General features: G+C 60.2%; 15 protein-coding genes and 2 tRNA genes. 8 read left to right on the top strand and 9 right to left on the bottom strand.

The window, feature by feature from the left end; translation table 11 throughout:
* Positions 1 to 508: 508 nt before the first annotated feature.
* From ACTQYB_RS07005 to ACTQYB_RS06995, 3 genes are all read left to right on the top strand, one after another.
* Positions 509 to 799, top strand: coding sequence for a hypothetical protein (locus ACTQYB_RS07005; protein ID WP_033506976.1), 291 nt, complete (start codon positions 509 to 511; stop codon positions 797 to 799).
* Positions 796 to 3,429, top strand: coding sequence for an alpha/beta fold hydrolase (locus ACTQYB_RS07000; RefSeq protein ID WP_441482292.1), 2,634 nt, complete (start codon positions 796 to 798; stop codon positions 3,427 to 3,429). The genes ACTQYB_RS07005 and ACTQYB_RS07000 overlap by 4 nt, the downstream gene beginning before the upstream one ends.
* 117 nt (positions 3,430 to 3,546) lie before the next feature.
* Entirely contained in the window at positions 3,547 to 4,602 is a 1,056-nt protein-coding gene (locus tag ACTQYB_RS06995) for an alpha/beta hydrolase (protein WP_321046432.1), read from the top strand.
* A 213-nt stretch (positions 4,603 to 4,815) separates the two neighbouring features.
* Here the strand turns inward: ACTQYB_RS06995 and ACTQYB_RS06990 are convergent, their stop codons facing one another.
* The 5 genes from ACTQYB_RS06990 to ACTQYB_RS06970 all read right to left on the bottom strand — a co-directional run bounded on the left by ACTQYB_RS06990 (position 4,816) and on the right by ACTQYB_RS06970 (position 9,831).
* Positions 4,816 to 4,986: a hypothetical protein gene (locus ACTQYB_RS06990; RefSeq protein WP_239646933.1), complete on the bottom strand. Its 171-nt coding sequence runs from the start codon at positions 4,984 to 4,986 to the stop codon at positions 4,816 to 4,818.
* 65 nt (positions 4,987 to 5,051) lie between these two features.
* Positions 5,052 to 6,254, bottom strand: coding sequence for a MalY/PatB family protein (locus tag ACTQYB_RS06985; RefSeq protein ID WP_441482293.1), 1,203 nt, complete (start codon positions 6,252 to 6,254; stop codon positions 5,052 to 5,054).
* Between the two features lie 370 nt (positions 6,255 to 6,624).
* Positions 6,625 to 7,206, bottom strand: coding sequence for a dCTP deaminase (gene dcd / locus ACTQYB_RS06980; protein ID WP_015449560.1), 582 nt, complete (start codon positions 7,204 to 7,206; stop codon positions 6,625 to 6,627).
* Between the two features lie 137 nt (positions 7,207 to 7,343).
* Positions 7,344 to 7,685 carry a hypothetical protein gene (locus ACTQYB_RS06975; protein ID WP_441482294.1) on the bottom strand — a complete coding sequence of 114 codons (342 nt, stop codon included), beginning with the start codon at positions 7,683 to 7,685 and terminating at the stop codon, positions 7,344 to 7,346.
* A gap of 346 nt (positions 7,686 to 8,031) precedes the next feature.
* Positions 8,032 to 9,831: a threonine/serine ThrE exporter family protein gene (locus tag ACTQYB_RS06970; protein WP_441482300.1), complete on the bottom strand. Its 1,800-nt coding sequence runs from the start codon at positions 9,829 to 9,831 to the stop codon at positions 8,032 to 8,034.
* Positions 9,832 to 10,242: 411 nt separating this feature from the next.
* On the opposite strand from ACTQYB_RS06970, the gene ACTQYB_RS06965 reads away from it, so the two are divergent.
* Positions 10,243 to 12,999, top strand: a complete 2,757-nt coding sequence (locus ACTQYB_RS06965) for a phosphoenolpyruvate carboxylase (RefSeq protein WP_441482295.1) — start codon at positions 10,243 to 10,245, stop codon at positions 12,997 to 12,999.
* A gap of 1,178 nt (positions 13,000 to 14,177) precedes the next feature.
* Here the strand turns inward: ACTQYB_RS06965 and ACTQYB_RS06960 are convergent.
* Positions 14,178 to 15,941 (bottom strand): FAD-dependent oxidoreductase, encoded by a 1,764-nt coding sequence (locus tag ACTQYB_RS06960; RefSeq protein WP_441482296.1) that lies wholly within the window; start codon positions 15,939 to 15,941, stop codon positions 14,178 to 14,180.
* A 151-nt stretch (positions 15,942 to 16,092) separates the two neighbouring features.
* A complete protein-coding gene (gene ahpC / locus ACTQYB_RS06955) occupies positions 16,093 to 16,656 on the bottom strand; it encodes an alkyl hydroperoxide reductase subunit C (protein ID WP_029576242.1) in 564 nt (187 codons plus the stop codon).
* A gap of 291 nt (positions 16,657 to 16,947) precedes the next feature.
* Here ahpC and ACTQYB_RS06950 point away from each other — a divergent pair, with 291 nt between their 5' ends.
* Complete coding sequence (locus tag ACTQYB_RS06950; RefSeq protein ID WP_412171177.1) at positions 16,948 to 17,715, top strand: carbonic anhydrase; 768 nt, start codon at positions 16,948 to 16,950, stop codon at positions 17,713 to 17,715.
* Between the two features lie 100 nt (positions 17,716 to 17,815).
* Complete coding sequence (locus ACTQYB_RS06945) at positions 17,816 to 19,195, top strand: hemolysin family protein (RefSeq protein WP_412171176.1); 1,380 nt, start codon at positions 17,816 to 17,818, stop codon at positions 19,193 to 19,195.
* A 52-nt stretch (positions 19,196 to 19,247) separates the two neighbouring features.
* On the opposite strand, the gene ACTQYB_RS06940 is transcribed toward ACTQYB_RS06945, so the two are convergent.
* Positions 19,248 to 20,003 carry a M48 family metallopeptidase gene (locus tag ACTQYB_RS06940; RefSeq protein WP_441482297.1) on the bottom strand — a complete coding sequence of 252 codons (756 nt, stop codon included), beginning with the start codon at positions 20,001 to 20,003 and terminating at the stop codon, positions 19,248 to 19,250.
* 62 nt (positions 20,004 to 20,065) lie between these two features.
* Entirely contained in the window at positions 20,066 to 20,752 is a 687-nt protein-coding gene (locus tag ACTQYB_RS06935) for an SOS response-associated peptidase (RefSeq protein WP_441482298.1), read from the bottom strand.
* 137 nt (positions 20,753 to 20,889) lie between these two features.
* Between ACTQYB_RS06935 and ACTQYB_RS06930 the strand changes: the two genes are divergently transcribed.
* A tRNA-Ile gene (locus tag ACTQYB_RS06930) sits at positions 20,890 to 20,963 on the top strand.
* 44 nt (positions 20,964 to 21,007) lie between these two features.
* Positions 21,008 to 21,080 (top strand) — tRNA-Ala (locus tag ACTQYB_RS06925).
* Positions 21,081 to 21,466 lie beyond the last annotated feature (386 nt).

The raw sequence follows: 21,466 nt of genomic DNA, 5'->3' as shown, positions 1-21,466 counted from the left end.
GGGGATTGAGAGGCGGGGTTGAGAGGTGGGGTTGAGAGGTGGGGTTGAGAGGTGGGGTTGAGAGGTGGGTTGGGTTTAGAGAGGATTGGAAGAGATGGGTTGAGGTGGGAGGAGTGAGGTTCGGGGAGGCGGGGTTGAGGTGAGGTGAGGTTGTGGTGGAAGAGATGGGTCGGGAGAGATGGATTGAGTTGAGGTGGGGGAGATGAAAGTGGTTCACCGGGCTCGCGCGGGCGGCATGTTCGGTTATTGCGTTTGCGGGCGGAGGGCGGGGCCGGGATTGCGAGAGGATTCTTCAGGTCATCAGGAGAAGGGCGGAATTGTTGAGGAAACCGGACACTCCGGCACCGAATCGGGAATCACACGCCGAAATCGGAGCCAGTCCGAGCAGGAGCAGGACCGCACCCGGCCACTGACCACGGCAACACCGCAAAACCTTGGAATTCCAACGTTTAGGCCACATCACAACAATCAACCATTGCTGGCCTCTACAGCCTGAATCCACCAGACCATGGACCAAATCAAAGAACAAGACCCCAATACCGATTCAGTCCACAATTGCACCGACCTTCATGCACACCACCAACCACAGCCGCATCACGAAACCGTGGAATATCAACAATCCATCCGCGCCGGTCATCAAACCGCAAGCCCGCAACCCGTCAACATGCCCGAATCCATGGACCAAATCGGAAAACACGGGACGAAATCGGAACCGGTCCTCAACAGCGACGGACTGCACTCGGCCTTCAATCGCGGTACCTTCCTCACAAGCCCGCACCAGAGTAGGCTGAAAGCATGAGTGAACTCCATACGCATACCATCGGTTCCGTCAGCGGCAAGCTGGAGCGGGCAGCCGGCGACAAGCCTTCCGCAGACACGTCAGCAATCACTGCATCGACGGTCACGACACCAGTGACGACATCTGCCGCCGCGGCAACCATCCAATCCGCCATCGAACAGTTCCCGGAACATAAAGCCCGCACCCTGCGGTTCACCTGCGGGGCACCGCGTTCGGCAACCGTAATCGGGGACGGTTCCCGGGCGTTGTTCCTGCGCTCCGACGGCCCAGAGGACAGCGTCACATCCCTGTGGCTGAGTACATTCGACACCGCCACCGGCACACACGAGGAAATCCTGCTCGCCGACCCGCGCGAATTGCTCCCCAACGCCGACGCCGAAGAAGTTCCCGCCGCCGAACGGGCCCGTCGCGAACGCGCACGCGAAGGCGGGCAAGGCATCGTGTCATATTCGGTCGATGCGGCAGGCGACCGCGTGGTCTTCACCATCAACGGTCAGCTGTTCCTCACGCAAATCGACGATAACGGCTGCGGTGCGCGCACACGACAGCTTGCAGTAGATGCTCTGTCTGCGACACCGGACGCTGACGACACCCCGCACATCGATGACGCGCACGTCCATCACACCTGCGCTGACGAGGATGATGCCTTCGACACCGTAGACAACACCGATCCGAACGACTTGCTGCCGGTGCTCAACCCCCGCATCAGCCCGGACGGCCGTCATGTGCTGTACACAACCGGCGAGCATCTGGTCATGGTGGATATCGCGGATTGGCCGCAATCCAACGAATCCAACGAATCCGGCGCGCCCAACACACCCGACAGCCCCAACGCCATCACACCGCTTCACGACGGCATCCGCGCAATCTGGGGCGTCCACAACGGTCCCGACCCCGCGGAACACACGTGGAGCATCGGCCTCGCAGAATTCGCCGCCGGCGAGGAAATGAACCGGTATGACGGATTCTGGTGGTCGCCCGACTCCAACGCCGTCATCTTCGAAACCTTCGACAGCTCCGCGGAACCGACTTGGTATATCAGCGATCCCACGAACCCCGACCGCAACGCGACCTCACGTCGTTATCCACAAGCTCTGACCCGCAACGCGGACGTCTTCCTCACCCTGGTTGACCTTGAATTCGACGGGCACGGCAAGTACAGCGGCATGGACGCCCGGCGCATCGCATGGGACCGCAAGGCGTACGAGTATCTCGCCGTCGTGCGGTGGACGGCAGGGCATCGTCCGCTGCTGCTCGTGCAGAACCGGCTGCAGAATCACGACCAGGTGCTCCAAGTCGAACACAACGGCACCACCACCGTGCTCGAAGAACACACGAACCCCCAGTGGCTCGATTTGATCGCCGGAACGCCGGCATTCACCCCGGATGGGCGCCTGGTGTGCGCGTTTAACGACATGGATACGGACACCAACCGTCTCACTGTCGGCGGCAAGGCGTTCACCCCGGTCGGCTGGCAGATGCGCACGGTTCTGGACATCGGCGACACTGACGTGCTCGCCGTCGTGCAACGTACACCCGATAATCCGCAGGCCACCGATGTTCCGGACGCATGGGCCGACCAGGCGGACGAACACGACGCCCGCAGCTTCGACGTAGTGCGATTCGGCTATGACGGCTCGATCACGCCGGTCACCATGTCGCCAGGCGTGTGGACCGCATCGCGCACAGGACGCGGAATCGTCGTGTCCGGCAGGGATATGGATCATGCGAAATCACAGATGGTCCATCTTTTCGCGCTCGACGCCGACGGTGACCCCACGACCGCGAACCGGTTCCCCGCACTTGACAACCATCTGCGCGCCGACATCGCCAATCATGCTCAAACACCCGGATTCACGCCGAATACGCGGTTCGTCAGATTGGGCGAGCACCGGCTGTATACCGCCATCACCCGGCCGAGCATCGACAGCCCGTACGCAGGCGCACAACGACTGCCCGTCCTACTCAAACCGTACGGTGGCCCGGGCCATCAGGAAGTCACCCTCAGCCAGGCAGCATACTGGGATGCGCAATGGTGGGCGGACCAAGGTTTCCTGGTCGTCACCGCCGACGGGCGCGGCACCACCGGCCGCGGACCGCGATGGGATCGCGAAATCTTCCACGACATGAAGCGTGTCACGCTCGCCGATCAAGTCGAAGCCGTACACGCCTTGCAGGAGGCGGCCCCGGAAGCGGACACCGACCGCGTCGCGATGATCGGCTGGTCATATGGCGGCTTCCTGTCCGCGCTCGCCGTGCTTGACGCGCCACAAACCGTGCAGGCCGCGTGCGCCGGCGCCCCTCCCACCGACTGGACCCTGTACGACACGCATTACACCGAACGGTATCTCGGCCTCGACCCGGAGACCTACCGGTCCAACAGCATCATCGAGGACGCGACCGGGCTGAGCCGTCCGCTCATGCTGATCCACGGGTTCGCGGACGACAACGTGAGCATCGCCAACTCGCTGCGCCTGTCGCAAGCCCTGATGGCCGCCGGCAAGCCGCACACTTTCCTGCCGCTCACCGGCATCACCCACATGACCAACGACCCGACAGTCGCGCGTAACCTGCTCATTTTGCAGCGCGACTTCCTGATGCAGTCGCTGGGTATGGCACCGCGGGCATAGCGGGACAGCGGAAACAGCAGCAATCAACACCAACGCGCTGATGAAGCCGGGGTATTGGTCATTTGGGAGGCGAATGGCCAATACCCCGGCGACCCCGCTTCGACTACAGTAGGTGGCATGACCATTCCGCTCATTGACGAAAGCCATTACCAGGCGCAGATGGACACCGTCGTTATGCCCGCACTCAGGCAGTGCAGCACCGAAGGATGGATGGACCCTGCGCAGGCGCCCGGGCTGGGCAAAGCGGCGAAGGAAGGCAAACTCCATTACGTTTGCTACGACGCCAAGGAATTCGACAAGCTCAATATCGAAGGCGCCACGGCGATGTTCAACGGGGCGATCGTCATATCACACGGTTTCACTGAATTCGCGACGAAATACAGCGAAATGATCTGGTATTTCATGCTCGCCGGATATTCCGTGTGTTTCCTGGAACAACGCGGACACGGCCGTTCCGTACGCGATATCGACAATCCGTCCCTAGTGTGGATTGACGATTGGCATCGATACGTCGCCGACCTCAACAAATTCGCTTTCGAAGTAGGCCGGGAATGCGCGGGCGGACGGCCACTGTTCCTGTACAGCCATTCGATGGGCGGCGGCGTCGGCGCCGCGCTGCTGGAAACATATCCCGACACCTTCGACCGGGCTGTGCTGTCCAGCCCGATGATCGCCCCACAGACAGGAATGCCGAATTGGATCGCGTATCTGCTCTCAAGCCTGATGTGCATACTCGGAATGGACAAGCATATCGTGTTCGGACAGAGCGAGTTCACCCCCGAACTTGATATGAATGATTATCCGGGGGCGTGCGAGGCGCGGGTGCGCTGGTATCAGCAGCAGCGAATCGACGACCCACACAACCAGACGTATGCGGCGACCTTCGAATGGGTGCGGCAGTCGTTGAAACTGTCACATGCCGTGCAGAAACCGCAGGCGTGCGCGAATATCGATACCCCCCTGCTCCTGTTCCAAGCGGGACATGACCAGTGGGTGCTCAACGAAGCGCAGAACCGGTTCATCCATTGGGTGCGCAACGCCGGGGGGAACGCGAAACTCGTGCGCGTCCCCAGCGCGCTGCATGAAATCTTCAGCATGCCGAACGAAATCCTTGGGCCTTATCTTGAGCGGATTCTCGCGTTCTATGCGGATGCGGACGAGCTGGATCACTGACGTGGCACACTGCTGCGGTATCTGTCTGCTATGCGGCACGGTAGTCGCACAGCGGACAGATACCGACCAATCCTCACTCAGACCGACCCTTGTCTGCCCGTCATGCGACAGTCCGATCACACATCGGGCAAATACCAACCGCGTCAATCCCAAACCAAATCGAATCCGCCTGCCGTGCGACGCAGCAGTCGCACCCAGATACCAGCCCGCCGCTCACTCGCCGTCGTCGCCGTCGAGAATCGACTTGAACGGCGTATCCGGAAGGAATCCGTCATAGGAGTGCCAACGACGTTCCAGCTCCTTATTCGCCTCGTCATGCTCACGTTGGCCGCGTTTCGCGTATTCGCGCAACTCGTTCGGCCCCATCATCTTCACGTCTGCCATGCCTCCCATGCTAGCCGCCGCAACACCGGCTTACCCGTCGCCGAGAGCGAACACCCCCTGGGATGTCAGAACACGTATTCCTTCAACCGGCGGATCGCTTCACGCACACGGCTTTCCGGCAGCGCCACGTTCATGCGGATCGAGTCCGGCATGCCGAACATCACACCGTCCTGCCAAGCGACGCCCACATCCCAGCCGCGCTTCTCAAGCTCCTCGATGGTCACGCCGTGCTCCCGACACCAGCGTGAGCAGTCCAGATACAGCATGTACGTACCTTCCGGTCGGGCGAGTTCCACGCCATCCACCGACGAGAGGTAATCGAACATAAGCCCCACGTTACGCGACAACACGGCAAGCAGCTCGTCAAGCCACTGGCGGCCTTCCTGCGTATAGGCGCCGACCAGCGTGTGCATGGCGAGCACATTGGCCTCGTTGTAATGGGACTTTGACGCCTGCGCCTCAACCCGGTCGCGCAGATAGCTGTCGTAGATGATGTGATACGCGCCGACCAAGCCGGACACGTTGAAGGTCTTGCACGGCGCGTACAAGGCGACCGTCCGACGCTTCGCATCCTCGCTCACCGTTTGCGTGGGGATGTGCCGGTGCCCGTCAAGCAAGATATCCGACCAGATTTCATCGGAGACGACCACACAATGGTTGTGGCGGAACACTTCCATCGCTTCTTCGATTTCCCACCGCTCCCATACGCGACCGCAAGGATTGTGTGGGCTGCAAAATACCGCCACATGGATGTGATGCTCTTTGAGACGACGGTCCATATCGTCGAAATCCATGCGCCACACACCGTGCTCGTCAAGCTTGAGCGGACTGTGCTCAATGGCGTATCCTGCGTTCTCAAGTGCCATGGTGAATCCCACGTAAGTGGGGCTGTGCAGCAGAATCTTGTCTCCGGGAGCCGCAAACGCCGCGACGGCGGACATCAATCCGCCGAGCACGCCGTTCTCATAGCCGATCGCCTCCCGCGGAATATCGCTGACGCCGTTGCGGTCGCGCTGCCAGCCGGCGATCGCATCGAAATACTCGTCGCTCATCTGGAAATATCCGAAAGCCGGATGCTTCGCGCGCTTGATAATCGCCTGCGCAATGGTGGGAACCGTGGGGAAGTTCATGTCGGCGATCCACATGGGGATCACGTCGAAGCCGGGTTTTGGCGGATCCGGAGCGAATCCTGGATGGGAACCCAGACCATCGACGGCGAGCGCGTCCTTGCCGTGCCGTTCCATCAGCGACGTGAAATCGTAGGTCATTCCAAACTCTCCTTGGGTGTGGCTTGTGGCGGGGTCCCGGAATTCCAGACATTAGGGAATCCGAATACCCTTGCCGTAGTAGGCGAATCTCGTTTCGCACGCATTGCCGATATGTCACGAGATGACAAGTCATGTGACGACAAGGCACGGGCGGCGGGGCGCATGATGACACGCGTGACGACGATTGACGATGGGCGAGGATAAGTGACGACGACACGCGTGCGAGTGATTTCAAACGGCTTCAAGCATCTGGAAGCGATTACAGGCGGCTCAGTCACCGAAATCAGCTGGCTGCAGGCTTGCAAACCGCAGACACGCAAACGTGCCGTCGGAATACCAACGGCACGTGAGAACCAAGGACTACCGAGGCTCAGTCGTCGACTTTCGCGCGGTAGAAGTTGATATACGAACGTGACGGGGTCGGCCCGCGCTGTCCTTGATAGTGCGAGCCGGTACCCTTCGACCCGTATGGATGTTCGGCAGGGGAACTCAGCTGGAAGAAGCACATCTGGCCGATTTTCATGCCCGGCCACAGTTTGACCGGCAAGGTGCTCACATTCGACAGCTCGAGCGTGATATGCCCTTCGAAACCGGGATCGATGAAACCGGCGGTGGAATGGGTGAGGATACCCAAGCGGCCAAGCGAACTCTTGCCTTCCAGGCGGGCGGCGATGGTTGGGTCGAGTTTCACATACTCCCATGTGGAGGCGAGCGCGAATTCGCCGGGGTGCAGGATCCACGGCTCGTCAGGCTGGACTTCAAACTGTTCGGTCAGTGCACCCTGGTTTTCAGCTGGGTCGACATAGGTGTAGGCGTGATTGTTGAACAGTCGGAAGAAACGATCCAAACGCACGTCGATGGAAGCGGGCTGCACCATCTCGGGCGTCCACGGGTCGAGCGAGATATGACCGTCGGCCTGTGCGGCGAGGATGTCACGGTCGGACAGCAGCATGAGATTCTCCTTGGCAAGTACGATGTGCTCTCATCGCGGCCGCCGGCTTGCGGGCACGGCCGCGGATTCACTGTATGCCAGTGTACGCGGCGGCGCGGCCATCGCGGATTGCGTCCGCTTCGGTACGATTGCGGCGCTTATGTCGGTCCGCTCAGTCGTTTGGATCCGATTTCGCTTGATTGCACCCACATCAGCACGATTTCAACACGGTATTGGCAGAATACTTTCAGGAAAACATCGGGTTGCCCACAGCATCGTGAGTTCTCATAGAACATGTCAGCAAACAGCTGATCAGGAACACCAGTTCCCGATAATTCAACCCCTTTTTCTTCTTCTCTCTCCTTTCTCTCCTCCCCGGCGGCACCCACCGCCGGGGTTTCTTTTTCGGATGCGGGGATTGTCCTTATCGGCCGCATTCCCCCATTGCCCACCCGCACGCCACTCACCCGCAGCCTATTGCCGACTTCCAATGCCGACATCTGAAAAACTCGCGTCCAAAGGCAAAACGTGCGAGATATTGAGAGAAAAGTCAGAAAAACTCGCATGAAACCGGCAATCGCGGGAGAAATGAAGATCCAGCGGGTCACACACCATACCAGCCGTGTCGCAGAAATCCTGGAATATCAACGATTCGTAGGTTTCCAACATCGACAGGACGAACCGCGAAGTCTGAAAATCTCGCGAATTCGACGCCCACATCGAGATATTGAGAGATTCTTCCCGATATCTCCGTTTTCGGGGCGTCGTGTCCGAGAAATCACGACATCGGAATCACGAAATAAAAATCACAGCATCGCGAGACTGAGAGCTCAACGCGAACACGCCTCACACGTCGTACCGCCAGCTCTTGTCAGTGAGTACGCGAGCCATCACCAGCCCGATCGGCAGGCAGATGATCACCATGAACGCACGGAACGCCCAGTCCAACGCATGCAGCGTGTCGAAAGCCCCAAGGTAGAACATCGCGCGATACATATACATGCCGGGCACCATGATCACAATGGACGGCACGGTCAAACAGATGCGCGGATACCCCAAGTGTGGCGGCAGCAATCCGCGCCGGACCGACGACCGCCACGCGGAGGCGAGCAGCCCGGCAAGCAGAGCGCCGATGAACGCACCGGCTTCGGCCGGCACACCCATATCCACGATTTCCAGACGCAGTGTATCGGTGATCATGCCGATCACGGCTGCGACCAGGCACATACGTTGCGGGGAGTTGAACATCACGGAGAAGCCCCACACGCCAATGAACGCGAACACCATGCGCAGCAAGCACTCAATCACCGGGTTGAGCCCCAAGGGCTCGAATCCCTGCGGGTTGAGATGTACAATCGAGGCGACCATCCAGCCGGCGAGTGTGGCAATCAGCACGATGCACAGCACGTATGCCACTCGTTGGATGCCTGATGGGAAGTCGATCTTCGCCATATCCAGTCCGCCCGTGATCATCGGGAAGCCCGGAATGACGAACAGCATCGCCCCGATATACGCGGTGTCATGTTGTAAAGCAACGGGGTCGAACAAGCCGATCAGACGCAGCATACCCGTGCAGGCCAGCGCCGCCACGCTCACGCATATGAAGGTCACGAAGAACTGGTTGAGATGGTGGACGAACATCCGCCGACGAAGCCAATGGCCAAGCCCTGCGCCTACGAAAGCGCCGATCATGTCATACGGGCCGCCGCCAAGCAGGAACACGAAGGCCGCGCATGCGCACGCCGAGGCAAGACCTGCAAACGCCGGGGAATACAAGGGTTTGCGGTGTTCAATCATGTCAAGCCGTTCATGTGCCTGCCGTACGGTGACTTCGCGCCGATGCTCGGGACGTTGGCCGACATGGTCGAAATGACTTGCGTACTCGCCTTTCGGGGGGCGCTGGGTACGTTCGAGCCGCCGCGCAATTCGGCGCTCCCGGGCATCATCGTAACGCTCACCGCGGGACTGCGCGTTCTGTCCGCGTTCGGCGCGGTATTCGGCCTCGCGCCCCGCCTGGCCACCCTGTTCACGTTCCGCACGGTCGATACCCCGCATATCCAGCGGCGTCGCCGTCTGGGCATCCTGAGTGCCGGGACGGGCCTGCTCGGCGTGTTCGAGCGCGTCGAGCACCGGGTCGTCATCGGCTTCGGTCGCCTGATCCCACAGTTCGCGCTGGGCCTCGCTGCCCATGTTTTCCTTGATTCCCTTGCGTTCTTTGCGCAGCTGCTTGGACAGGTCGGCGGACACCTGGGAGGCATCGCGCTGGTCGAGATGCTGCATCAGGCCTTCGGACACTTCGGTGCGGCTGTGATACATCGATCCAGTGCCGAGATTGACGTTAAACCAGTCAGCGAAATGCTCAAGTAGCCAGATCCGCTCGGTATTGACACCGGTGGTAGGCAGGTCCACCACTTCGGTGATCCGGTCGTGTCCGTCCGTGCAGGCCGCTTCGATATCGGTCAGATTCACGTCGGCGCGCACATGCACACCCAACGGGTACGCGATGCGGTGCATCATTTCGCGCACACGGAAGCTGCCGGTGCCCGCCCCCAAATCCAGCATGCCGACGCGCACAATCACACTGGCTTTCGCCGCGATCCCAGCCTCGGTGATCGGCTTGTCCCAGTCACGCTCGATATCCTCCATGTCGAGTGGAATGGAATGCGTATGGTATTTCCTCACCGCAGCCGCGGCATTTTTGACGCCGCCTGTCTGCGCGTTGTCCCGCAGTCCGGTTCCCTGATGTTCTTGTTGTGAAGGATGCTGTGAAGGCTGTTGTGAAGTCACGGTTCCATTACTATCGCAAGCCATACCCCGTACGGTCCGCAACACCGGCAGAATGCCCGGAAAACAGCCGATTCACCATCCTGTCCATCATTCGGTCAATCTGCGGACAGATTTCGGACATGTTACACGCCCGTCGAAAACACGGTCGTATAATGCCACTGCAACCGCTGAACCGACGGCTTTGGGTTCGCAACGGCCGGCACCACAACCGTGGAGGAGCCACGGAAGACCGGCAGACCGAACAACCGAAGGTTTGGAAAAGGAGGTTCAATGACAACAGAAAATCAGCAAATCACGCCAGCCGACGCCGGTATCGTGACGTCCGGCACGGGCACCAAAGGCCCGGAAGAGCGTGCTCTCCCTGATTCGCTGAAGCACGACATGGATCTGTGTCTGCAGATCGTGCGCGAAGTGCTTGGCGAATTCGATCCCAAACTGCTCGAAACATTCGATACCGTCCGCCAATATGTGGCCGACGCCAGCGCCGAGCATTTCACCAGTGTTCACACCGACCCGAGTGAGGGGCAGCGCGAGCTGGACAAGGCCGTTGAAACCATCGATGCGATGAATCTGCATGATGCGCAGCTGCTCGCGCGCGCGTTCACCACCTACTTCCATCTGGCGAACCTGTGCGAAGAGAACTACCGCGTATCCGTGCTGCATCAGCGCGAAGCGGCAGTCAGCGATGACGAGGTGGTCGACCCGGTCAATGAGATGACCAACGCCTATCACAAGCTCATTGTTGAAATGGGCCCGGCGAAGGCGAAGGAGCTGCTCAACAAGCTCGAGTTCCACCCCGTGTTCACCGCGCATCCGACCGAAGCCCGCCGTAAGGCTGTCGAAGGCAAGATCCGCCGTATCGCCCAGCTGCTGGAAAGCAGCAAGATGCTCGGCGGCTCCGACAAGAAGGAAAGCTACCGTCGTCTGTACAACGAGATCGACGCGCTGTTCCGCACCTCGCCGATTGCCCTGAAGAAGCCGACGCCTGTTGAAGAAGCCGACACCATCCTCGATATCTTCGACAACACGCTGTTCCACACGATTCCGCTCGTCTACCGTCGTTTCGACGATTGGATCCTCGGCGACAAGGCGGGTCTCGTCCCACCGGTGTGCCCCGCGTTCTTCCATCCGGGCAGCTGGATCGGCTCCGACCGTGATGGCAACCCGAACGTCACTGCGAAGGTCAGCCGCCAGGTCGCCCGCAAGTTCAGCGACCATGTAATTGCCGCTCTTGAAGAGGCCTGCCGCACCGTCGGCCGCAACCTCACCATGGAAGCGGGAACCACGCCGCCGAGCGCCGAGCTGAAGAACCTGTGGAATCACCAGAAGGAAATGAGCGAACGGCTCACGTCCAAGGCCGCGCTGATTTCCACCAAGGAAATGCATCGCGCCGTCATGCTGGTGATGGCCGATCGTCTGCACTACACCATCGAGCGCGACGCCGATCTCATGTACAAGTCCTGCGATGATTTCATCGCGGATTTGAAGATTGTGCAGCGTTCCCTCGCCGCCGCAGGCGACCCGCGCGCCGCGTATGGCCCGCTGCAGGATCTCATCTGGCAGGCGCAGACCTTCGGATTCCACATGGTGGAGATGGAGTTCCGCCAGCATTCAGTCGTGCATTCGCGCGCGCTCGAGGACATCCGCGAGCATGGTTTGCACGGCGAACGCGGCGAACTGCAGCCGATGACCCATGAGGTGCTCGACACCTTCCGCGCTCTGGGTGCCATCCAGAAGCGCAATGGCATCAAGGCCGCCCGCCGCTACATCATCTCCTTCACGAAGTCCGCGCAGAACGTGCGCGACGTGTACGAGCTCAACCGTCTCGCCTTCGCCCATCCGGAGGACGTGCCGACCATCGATGTGATCCCGCTGTTCGAACAGCTTGAGGATCTCGAGAACTCGGTGGATGTGCTCGACGAAATCATTAAGATCCCGGAGGTGCAGGCACGTCTCAAGGCAACCGGCGGCAAGATGGAGGTCATGCTCGGCTACTCGGATTCCTCCAAGGACGCCGGCCCGACCACATCCATCCTCGCGCTGCATGAGACTGAAGGCCGTATCGCCAAGTGGGCCAAGGAACACGATATCGATCTGACGCTGTTCCACGGTCGTGGCGGCGCTGTCGGTCGTGGCGGCGGCCCGGCGAACCGCGCGGTGCTCGCGCAGCCTGCCGGCTCGGTCAATTGCCGTTTCAAGCTCACCGAGCAGGGCGAGGTCATCTTCGCCCGGTACGGCAACCCGGTGCTTGGCATCCGCCACATCGAGTCTGTCGCCGCGGCAACGCTTCTGCAGTCCGCTCCGAGCATTGACAAGATCAACACGGAGATGACCGCGAAATACAAGTCGATGGCTGATGAGCTCAACGAGACCTCGCACGAGCGCTTCCTCGACCTGCTGCACACGCCGGACTTCGCCGAATGGTTCTCGACCGTCACCCCGCTCGCCGAGGTGGGTCTGCTGCCTATCGGCTCCCGTCCTGCCAAGCGTGGTCTGGGCGCCAAGTCGCTGGACGATTTGCGCACCATCCCGTGGGTGTTCGCATGGTCGCAGGCGCGCATCAACCTCGCCGCATGGTACGGCCTGGGCACGGCGTGCGAGAAGTTCGGCGACCTGGATACGCTGCGTAAGGCGTATGAGGAATGGCCGCTGTTCTCCACCTTCATCGACAACATCGAAATGTCGATTGCGAAAACCGACGAGCGTATCGCCAAGATGTATCTGGCGCTCGGCGACCGTGACGACCTGCGTGACAAGGTGCTCGACGAGATGCGTCTGACCCGCAAGTGGGTGCTGCGCATCGTCGGCGACGCGTGGCCGCTGCAGCATCGTCATGTGCTCGGCCAGGCCATCAGGGTGCGTTCCCCGTACGTGGACGCCCTGTCCGTCACCCAGGTGCTGGCGCTGCGTTCGCTGCGTCGCAAGGTGGACAAGGAAGAACTCAGCCAAAGCCAACAGGCAGAGTTCATCTACCTTATCCTGTGCACCGTTTCGGGTGTCGCTGCAGGCCTGCAGAACACGGGCTGATTTCAATTTCCGACCAGTGCAACGGGAAGGTCTCGTACCCTGCGGGGTGCGGGGCCTTCTCGCGTTTTGGGGTGACTTGTGAGACACCTCTGCGCGACTTGTCTGCGCCGGCATACACAACTCATCAAAGCCCATGACGATTCGAATGAATCATCAGGAAATGTTGCGCCGCGTATCTGACGACATACACAACATGCCAGTTTCCCTGACGCTTCGGCAACGACGACCGGGAAACCACCCGCTGCGTATCTGACGACATACGCGATCCGTCACATGCCTTGACTATCAAGTGACGTTGGCCACGAATAGTCACGTTGCGCATGCACCTGCATACGCAACCCGTCAGATACCTTGGCGATCCGGTAACAATGAACCGGAAGCGCACGTTGCGTATGTCCAGACATACACAACCCGCAAGTTATCCCGCTGATTCGGTCTCCGAGCGCACAATCCGCCTCACCGCGCATGCGATGACACACAACCTGTCAGATACCGCAACGATTCGAAGACGATACTGCGAACGTGGTCCGCTCAGCATACGATGACATACTCAACTCATCACATGTCATGACGATATGACTTCACTCATCAGCATTTGACTACTCGGGAATGTCATCGTCCAGCCCCGCCTGCCGGGAGATCACCACCACCCCACGAGTCCGCCCAAAACTCCCCGGAAATCCCCCACAAATCACCCAGAACTCCCGCATCCCCGCCCCATCCGAGCTGATCTGACCCTACCGGGAGTTTGCGGGTATGAGGATTCGATTCTCGCCCAACGCCTGTCCACCCTATCCTCCGAGAGGTTGCATGATATCCACCGATGGCAGCGCGTTCTCCCGCATTTGCGCGGGACTTCTCGCAACATGCGCGATTCAGGCCATAATCTCCCATCGGGCCGATTCGAGTCGCATTGGTATATCAACGATTTCCTTGGCACAATATCGCCGAACCCGGCCATCACAGCCAAACTCCCGGGAGATCACCACCACCCCACGAGTCCGCCCAAAACTCCCGGGAGATCTCCACCGCCCCACAAATCCATCCAAAACTCCCGCGCTCTCGCCCCCATCAGCAACTGCCGGAAAAGCAAGCGCCCGTCGCGCGGGATGATATCCACACGACGGGCGCGATTTCAAAACGGGTACGATGCCGGCCCAACAGCCGCACGAAAGAAATCAGGCTCCCAGCAGATCAAGCATCTGCGGCACCGATTTCTTGCCGAATTCGATGGTCTGCTGCGCACCGGGCCGGGTGATGACCATGCACGGCACGCTCATCACGTTGAACTTGTCCTTGAGCTCGGGGAAGTGCGCAATATCGTAAGCTTCCGCCCGCACCTTCGGGTTCGCCGCGGCGATGCGCTGGGTCGCGAGCACGGTTTCCGGGCACATCGTGCACGTGAGGGAGACGAGCAGCATGACATCGACCGGTTGGCCAATCGAGGCGATCCGTTCGGCGGTGTCCTGGTCGAGCGCCTGCCCCGGACCGGCCACGTTGTACAGGGCGAGTACGAAGGAGTTGAACTCGTGCCCGCTCGGAACGCCATGGAAGGCAATGCCGGTTTCCTGCGGTTCACCGTTAGCTCCAATCGTGCACAACCGCACATTCGGCCGCGCATCCGGCAGCGGATCATCTAGCGAGACATCGCCGCCGGTCGCCGGAGCCGTATCGACCACCGTGCTCAACTTGCCGTCGCTCAGCGAGGTCATCTCGCCGATGAACGCCTGCAATTCCTTGGACATCGGGGAATCGTCAAGCTCAAGCTTCAATACCAGCGGACACGCCATCCGCGAGAACACGACCGCAAGCTGCTGGCGAATCGCGTCATCGAAAAATGCATGATTGCCAGCGGTCGGCGCGGCAGAAGCAACACCGGGGCGCTGCGGCGCCGGTGCCGGGGACGTGCCCGATGCACTGGCGGCCTTCGCGGCCTTGGCTTCCTGCTGCTCGTAGGTGGATGAGGTCGGGCGCGGCGGCAGCAACCCGGTTTTCTCACTGAGCTGCTTGGCATACCGTTCCAGTTCAACGGCGGCGATGGCGCCATCCGCGGTCGCCGTGACCACCTGGCGCAGATTCTTGACGCGCAAATCGCCGGCCGCATACACTCCGGGGACCGAAGTCTCCAGATAACCGTGCGTGACCACATACCCGTGGTCGTCAAGTTCCACCACGCCACGGACCAGTTCGGTCTGCGGCACATAGCCAGCGAACACGAACACGCCGAAGGTACCGCCATCAGCCGGCTTCCACACGCTCGTCTCACCGGTGCGCGTATCGCGCAACGTCGCTTCGGTCAGCCCGCCGGAACCGGCTGCGACCCCGTCGAGCTGCGTATGGTACCGCACCTCGATCTTCGGGTGGTTCTTGGCTTCGGCGGCAACGGCGGCATCGCAAGTGAAATCGCCTTCGCGCACAAGAATGGTGACTTTGCTGGCATATTTCGTCAGGAACACCGATTCCTCGGCCGCCGCGAATCCGCCGCCGACCACGATGACTTCACGTCCGTTGAAGAATTCACCATCACAGGTGGCGCAGTAGGCCACGCCTCGGCCTGCATACTCCAGTTCGCCGGTGAAGCCGATTTTGCGTGGGGAGGCTCCGGTGGCGATGAGAATGCCGAAGCAGCGGATATCACCACGATTGGTGTGCACGACCTTGATATCGCCATCCACGTCCAGTCCTGTCGCCTCGGCGACTTTGAATTCCGCCCCGAAATTCTGCGCCTGCTTGCGCATGGTCGCGGTGAGTTTGCGGCCATCGGTGCGTTCGACACCCGGATAGTTGACTACTTCGGACGTGATGGTGATCTGTCCACCGAAATCCGCCTTTTCCAAGATCAATACGCGGTATCGCGCACGCGCCAGATATAGTCCTGCGGTCAGGCCCGCCGGGCCGCCGCCGATCACCACGACATCATACAAATCATCTTGCTGTTGCATTGTCAGCTCCTCGTCATCGAAACGATTACGGGTTCACATGACGGATGCCGCCACCCGACGCGGCCACAACCTTCACTGATTGCGGTGTGCTGCGACCGGTGACGGCATCCGTGATAGGGAATGAAAACCGTTTCAGCCAATCAGCCGAAGGTCACAGCTCGCCGACGAGATCCAGCGACGGCGCGATGGTCGCCTCACCGGGCTCCCACTTGGCCGGGCAGACCTGGTCGCCGTGCTCGTAGACGAACTGGGACGCCTGCACGCGACGCAGCAGCTCTTCGGCGTTGCGGCCGACGTTGGAGGAAATCACCTCGTAGGCCACAACCTTGCCTTCCGGGTTGATGATGAAGTCGCCGCGTTCGGCCTGGCCCAGCTCCTCGTTGTAGGTGTCGAGGTCGCGGGCGAGCAGCGCCGTCGGATCAGCGAGCATCGGATACTGGATCTTCGCGATCTTCTCGTTCGCGTCATGCCATGCCTTGTGCACAAAGTGCGTGTCATGGGAGACGGAGTAGATTTCGCAGCCGATCTTCTTGAACTCCTCGTAATGGTCCGCGAGGTCTTCAAGCTCGGTCGGGCATACGAAGGTGAAATCAGCCGGATAGAAGAAGAACAGCGACCAGTGACCGAGCACATCAGCCTTGGTCACTTCATGAAAATCGTTGTTCTGGAACGCCTGAACAGTGAAGTCGGTGAGTTCGTGTTGCAGTAGTGTCATGGTGCACCTCGTCGTCTCGTTGTTCGATTCCGGCGGGCTTCGCGCACGGCCCGCCTTATGTACGGGCCCGGAGGCTCCGACCCCGCGTGGCTCTCATGCTAGACCATGACGGATGGAAAAACTCGGATTTCCGCTGTGGTAATCATCACAGTGTGTTGTCTGTCACATTGGGTTGCGCGGCACCCGTGTTGTGCCGGCATCCGCCCGGCTGTACCGCGCCGAAACCGCTCAGCCCACGGCATAGCGCAATCCGCGATACGATGGCAACGCACATCACAGGCAGGAGGCCACATGGCAGACCAGACATTCAATGACGACGACGCCCAACACGAACCGACCGCAACCTCCACGTGGAGCCGTCTGCTGGCCGGCAACCGGCGTTTCGCCCAAGGCAAGATGACACACACCTGGCAGGACCGTGAAACCCGCGAATCCCTCATCGATTCTCAGCGTCCCGACGCGGCCGTACTGTCTTGCTCGGATTCCCGGGTGCCGCCGGAAATCATCTTCGACGCCGGTCTCGGCGACATGTTCACCGTTCGCACCGCAGGGCAAATCATTGACGACAGCGTGCTCGCATCGCTGGAATACGCCGTGGACAAGCTGCATGTCAGTCTGCTGGTCATTCTCGGGCATCAGCATTGTGGCGCCATCCAAGCCGCGGATCAACAGCTTGGCGTGTTGGCGTCGCGCGTGAGGCACGGCGATGATTCGTCTGAAACCGCGCAATCGCTGGCTTCCGTCATCGATGACATCGAAGCGATGGGTGATGCCCAAGCGGCACAGGACGCACAAAACCAGCTTGAAGAATCCTTGGAAAATCTGCTTCCCGAGGCGCAATCCCCGATTGTGCGGTCGGTCGGTCCGTCTGTATTGCAGGCGTATGAGGCGCAATTGCGCGAACACGAGGATATCGAGCGCGTGCATATCGCCCACACCATCGAGGAATTGGTGGACCGCTCGCAACCGATTCAGCAGGCGTTGGCGGATGAGCGACTGATAATCGTCGGCGCACGCTACTGCATGGACACCGGGCTCGTGGAGGTATTGAGCTTCTAAGCCCGCCTGCAGGCGGGCCTGCACACACCACCGGTTTTCCGCGTCGGCAACGCACCCGATCCCGTATCACCTTGACCGGCGCATCTTCTACAGTGGAAGTATGTCGTCATTGTGGTTGAACGTCCTGCTGATCTTCATCTTCCTCGTGCTCGGGGCGGTGTTCTCGGGCACTGAGCTGGCCTTGGTGAGCCTACGCGGTTCACAGCTCGACCAGATGGAGCAGGAGGACGCGCGAGGGGCACGTGTCGCACGCATCGCACGCGACCCAAACACCTTCCTGTCCACTGTGCAGCTCGGCGTCACCCTATCCGGATTTCTGTCGGCATCGTTCGGCGAATCGGCGATTTCCCCGATGATCGTGCCTGTTGTGGTCAGCTGGGGCATTCCGCAACATATCGCCGCTCCGGTGACCACTATCGTGTTGACGCTGATTATTTCGTACTGCTCGATTGTCATCTCTGAAATGGTGCCGAAACGCATCGCCATGCAACGCACTGAGCAGATCGCCCGCGCGGTGGTGCCGGCGATTGACGTGTTCGCGAAGGTCTGTAAGCCGATTATCTGGTTGATTGGCAAGAACACGAACGGCCTGGTCCGTCTGCTCGGCTTCGACCCGAACGAGACGGAAAGCGAGGTTTCTGATGAGGAGCTGCGCGTGTTGGTCAACACCAATACGCGGCTTGGCAAGGACGAGCGCACAATCCTGGACGATGTGTTCGACGCCTCCGAAACGATTGTGGCCGAGGTGATGCGGCCGCGCGCCGATGTCGTCTTCCTCGAGGGCGATATGACCATCGAGGATGCCGCCGCCTACGTGCGCGAAATGCCATATTCGCGTTACCCGGTCACCGGCAAGGATTTCGACGACGTGCTTGGCTTCGTGCACGTGCGCGACCTGCTGGATGTACGCAACCCGCATGCGAAAACCGTGGCGGATATCACCCGTGAAGGCATCTCGCTGCCGGGCACGTCGAAGCTGCTGCCCAGCCTTGAGCTGCTGCGCAAGAGCGGTATCCACCTCGCTGTGGTCATTGATGAATACGGCGGTACGGACGGCATCGTGACCCTTGAGGATATGACCGAGGAGCTGGTCGGCGATATCCACGATGAATATGATCTGCCGGAAACCAAGGACGGCAAGACCGCGCCGGACACCGCGTTCGTCAACGGCGTGGCGACGATCGACGGCGGAATGACCATTGAGGATTTCGCCGATCTGACCGGTATCGAACTTGAAGACGGCCCGTATGAGACGGTCGCCGGGTATTTCCTCGCGCACACCGGAAAAATGGGCGCTGTGGGTGATGTTCTGCACTCTGATGATGGCTACGACATGATCGTCACAAAAGTCGACGGGCGGCGGATTGAGACCATCGCCGTACGCAAAAGCGGCTCGCCCAACCATGTGGATATTGCCGATAGTGGAAAGGCCACGGCGGATACCGGCGAATCACACGACAGCGATACGGCGGCCCACTGACCATTTCGAGAACGACCGGTCCGGAGAACACCACCTCAGGCAATCGTCGACATCACAGCACGGCGTAACGGTTGAGTTCACGGCGCAGATCGCGCCAGCCAGGCAGGAACCGGTCCATCAACTGCTGGAACCGTGGCCCGTGGCCGCCCGCCCACAGGTGGGTCATCTCATGAACCAGCACATACTCAAGGAACCGCGGTTCCATGAGTCCCAACTGAAGATTGAGCCGAATCCGCCCTGTCGCCGGGGTGCATGACCCCCATCGCGACCGCATGATGCGGAAGGTGATCCGTGTCGGCGAGCGCCCAATCACACGCGTCCAATGGTCCAGCAGCGCCGGGAGCTGCCATTCGAGCGATTGGCGGGCACGTCGCTGCACATCGGCAGTCCACACGGTCACGGAGTCACGGCTACCGATGTTGCGGTTGTCGGTATCACGACTACCGATTCCGGATGAATCTGGCTCACCCACGCTTGGTTGTCTTCCCGCCTGGTCGTTCAAGTGCTGCAGCTGGCTTTCCGGATGTTCCTCGCCCGTCGCCCCACCGACAAGCCGCATCGTATCGCGTTGCATCCGCTGGATTTTGCGTTGCTGGGCGCGAATCCACGTCTTGCGCGTGCTGACGAATGTCTCGATGGCCTCCGTGGATATCCGCGTGGGCGCCGTCACCCGAATGTCGCCGTTCGGCGGCTGGACGCGCAGATACATGTTGCGAATCGGCTTGCGGATCACCGTGACCGTCATCCCGCCGATATCGATGATGTCCGTCGAAGTAAGGCGTCTTGATGTGCGGCGTCGGTAGGTCACGGCATGGTCCTTTCTGTTCCCTGTATGCGGCCACAGAGCCGGTGGACGCTATGGCCCGGCAATCAGAAGCGCAGCATCATCTCATCATACGGCTCGGTGAGTTCCGGCCCATCGCCATGCAATGGCGCAACCTCGTGACTTGCGAGCAATGACTGCGACAGCCGCGCCCCATACGCGGACGCCTCGGGGAGAATCTTGTCTCCGGAAACGCTGCGATTGAGCCATTCCTGTGCGTGTTGCGGATTGCAGAGCACCGGCATCCGGTCGTGGACTTGGGCGGCGATACCGACCGAGTCACGCGTCAAAATGGTTGCGGTGAGCAGCCAGGTGGCGTTCGCCCGTTCCCGCGACAGCCACCAGGAGTATAGCCCCAGCAGTAGCAACGGCCGATTGTCTTTGGCGTGGAAGTAGTAGGGTTTGCGTTCCGCCGTCCACTCGTAGTAGCCGGATACGGGGATGATCGCACGATTATGCCGCGCGGCCTGCGCGAAGGTCGGCCTGTCGAGCGCTGATTCAATGCGGGCGTTGAACGTGGGGTAGGGGAGTTTCTTCGATTCGGCGGTGGGTGGAATGAGCGACCAGTAGGCGGATGCGAGATGATTGACCCCACGCGCGTCCTGCCCGATGACGGCGATGGTCTGCGTGGGGCTGACATTCCATGATTTCCCGGGCAATCCGGCGGATGGTTGCGCGTGCAGTATCTGCGCAATCTCTGGGTAATCAAGCTCCGCGGCGAATCGTCCACACATGTCCATCAGCGTAGTCGACACCGAAGAAGTGCGAGCGGTACTGCATTCCGCATACAACGACACGCCGGATACCCATGGGTTGACGGAAGTCTCAAATATGGTACTATATCTGCTTGTGCGCTTTTAGCGTACGGATCGGGCCCGTAGCTCAGGTGGTTAGAGCGCATCCCTGATAAGGATGAGGTCGGAGGTTCAAGTCCTCCCGGGCCCACGTCGAAAAATCAAGCGGCTCGTGAGCCGCTCTTTTTTTCACATGGGGCTATAGCGCAGCTGGTAGCGCATCTGCTTTGCAAGCAGAGGGTCGCCGGTTCGAACCCGGCTAGCTCCACCCCTTACCCCTTGGAAACGTTGAGTTTCTGAGGGTTTTTCTTTTCCTTGGTTTCCTTGTGCTGCACACGATTAGACACGATGTCAGCCGGCCTAGCTTGATCGACAGCACTTGCGACCTCGCCCAACCGTTCCGGCCACAACGCACTGTAGGTGTTCAATGTCTCGGTTGCACTGGCATGCCCCAACTATGATTGCAGAGTCTTGACATCGGCACCGTTGGCTATGGCTATACTCGCATAGGTGTGTCGTAGTGGATACGAAGCCCTGCGATGTGGCCTATAGGAACTAAACGTGGTGTTTATGATGCCGGTCAGGCCAAGTGGCTGTAGGCGTGTCGGCGTGCGTTTAACGTGACGTGTCGTTAAAAAGGCCGTCCGAGTGCCG

This window comes from Bifidobacterium sp. LCP19S3_E9, assembly GCF_052121135.1.
GTDB classification, from domain to species: domain Bacteria; phylum Actinomycetota; class Actinomycetes; order Actinomycetales; family Bifidobacteriaceae; genus Bifidobacterium; species Bifidobacterium thermacidophilum.
The sequence above is the reverse complement of the archived record's forward strand: the minus strand, read 5'-3'. Positions and strand labels throughout refer to the sequence as shown.

Bases quoted from the DNA above. Each gene is read 5' to 3' on its own strand.
- ACTQYB_RS06950 (WP_412171177.1), top strand. From the start codon at position 16,948: ATGGCAGACCAGACATTCAATGACGACGACGCCCAACACGAACCGACC.
- ACTQYB_RS06970 (WP_441482300.1), bottom strand. From the start codon at position 9,831: ATGGAGGATATCGAGCGTGACTGGGACAAGCCGATCACCGAGGCTGGG.
- ACTQYB_RS06960 (WP_441482296.1), bottom strand. From the start codon at position 15,941: ATGCAACAGCAAGATGATTTGTATGATGTCGTGGTGATCGGCGGCGGC.
- ACTQYB_RS07005 (WP_033506976.1), top strand. From the start codon at position 509: ATGGACCAAATCAAAGAACAAGACCCCAATACCGATTCAGTCCACAAT.
- ACTQYB_RS07000 (WP_441482292.1), top strand. From the start codon at position 796: ATGAGTGAACTCCATACGCATACCATCGGTTCCGTCAGCGGCAAGCTG.
- ACTQYB_RS06975 (WP_441482294.1), bottom strand. From the start codon at position 7,685: ATGTCGGCATTGGAAGTCGGCAATAGGCTGCGGGTGAGTGGCGTGCGG.
- ACTQYB_RS06965 (WP_441482295.1), top strand. From the start codon at position 10,243: ATGACAACAGAAAATCAGCAAATCACGCCAGCCGACGCCGGTATCGTG.
- ACTQYB_RS06985 (WP_441482293.1), bottom strand. From the start codon at position 6,254: ATGACCTACGATTTCACGTCGCTGATGGAACGGCACGGCAAGGACGCG.
- ACTQYB_RS06935 (WP_441482298.1), bottom strand. From the start codon at position 20,752: ATGTGTGGACGATTCGCCGCGGAGCTTGATTACCCAGAGATTGCGCAG.
- ahpC (WP_029576242.1), bottom strand. From the start codon at position 16,656: ATGACACTACTGCAACACGAACTCACCGACTTCACTGTTCAGGCGTTC.
- ACTQYB_RS06990 (WP_239646933.1), bottom strand. From the start codon at position 4,986: ATGGCAGACGTGAAGATGATGGGGCCGAACGAGTTGCGCGAATACGCG.
- ACTQYB_RS06945 (WP_412171176.1), top strand. From the start codon at position 17,816: ATGTCGTCATTGTGGTTGAACGTCCTGCTGATCTTCATCTTCCTCGTG.
- dcd (WP_015449560.1), bottom strand. From the start codon at position 7,206: ATGCTGCTGTCCGACCGTGACATCCTCGCCGCACAGGCCGACGGTCAT.
- ACTQYB_RS06995 (WP_321046432.1), top strand. From the start codon at position 3,547: ATGACCATTCCGCTCATTGACGAAAGCCATTACCAGGCGCAGATGGAC.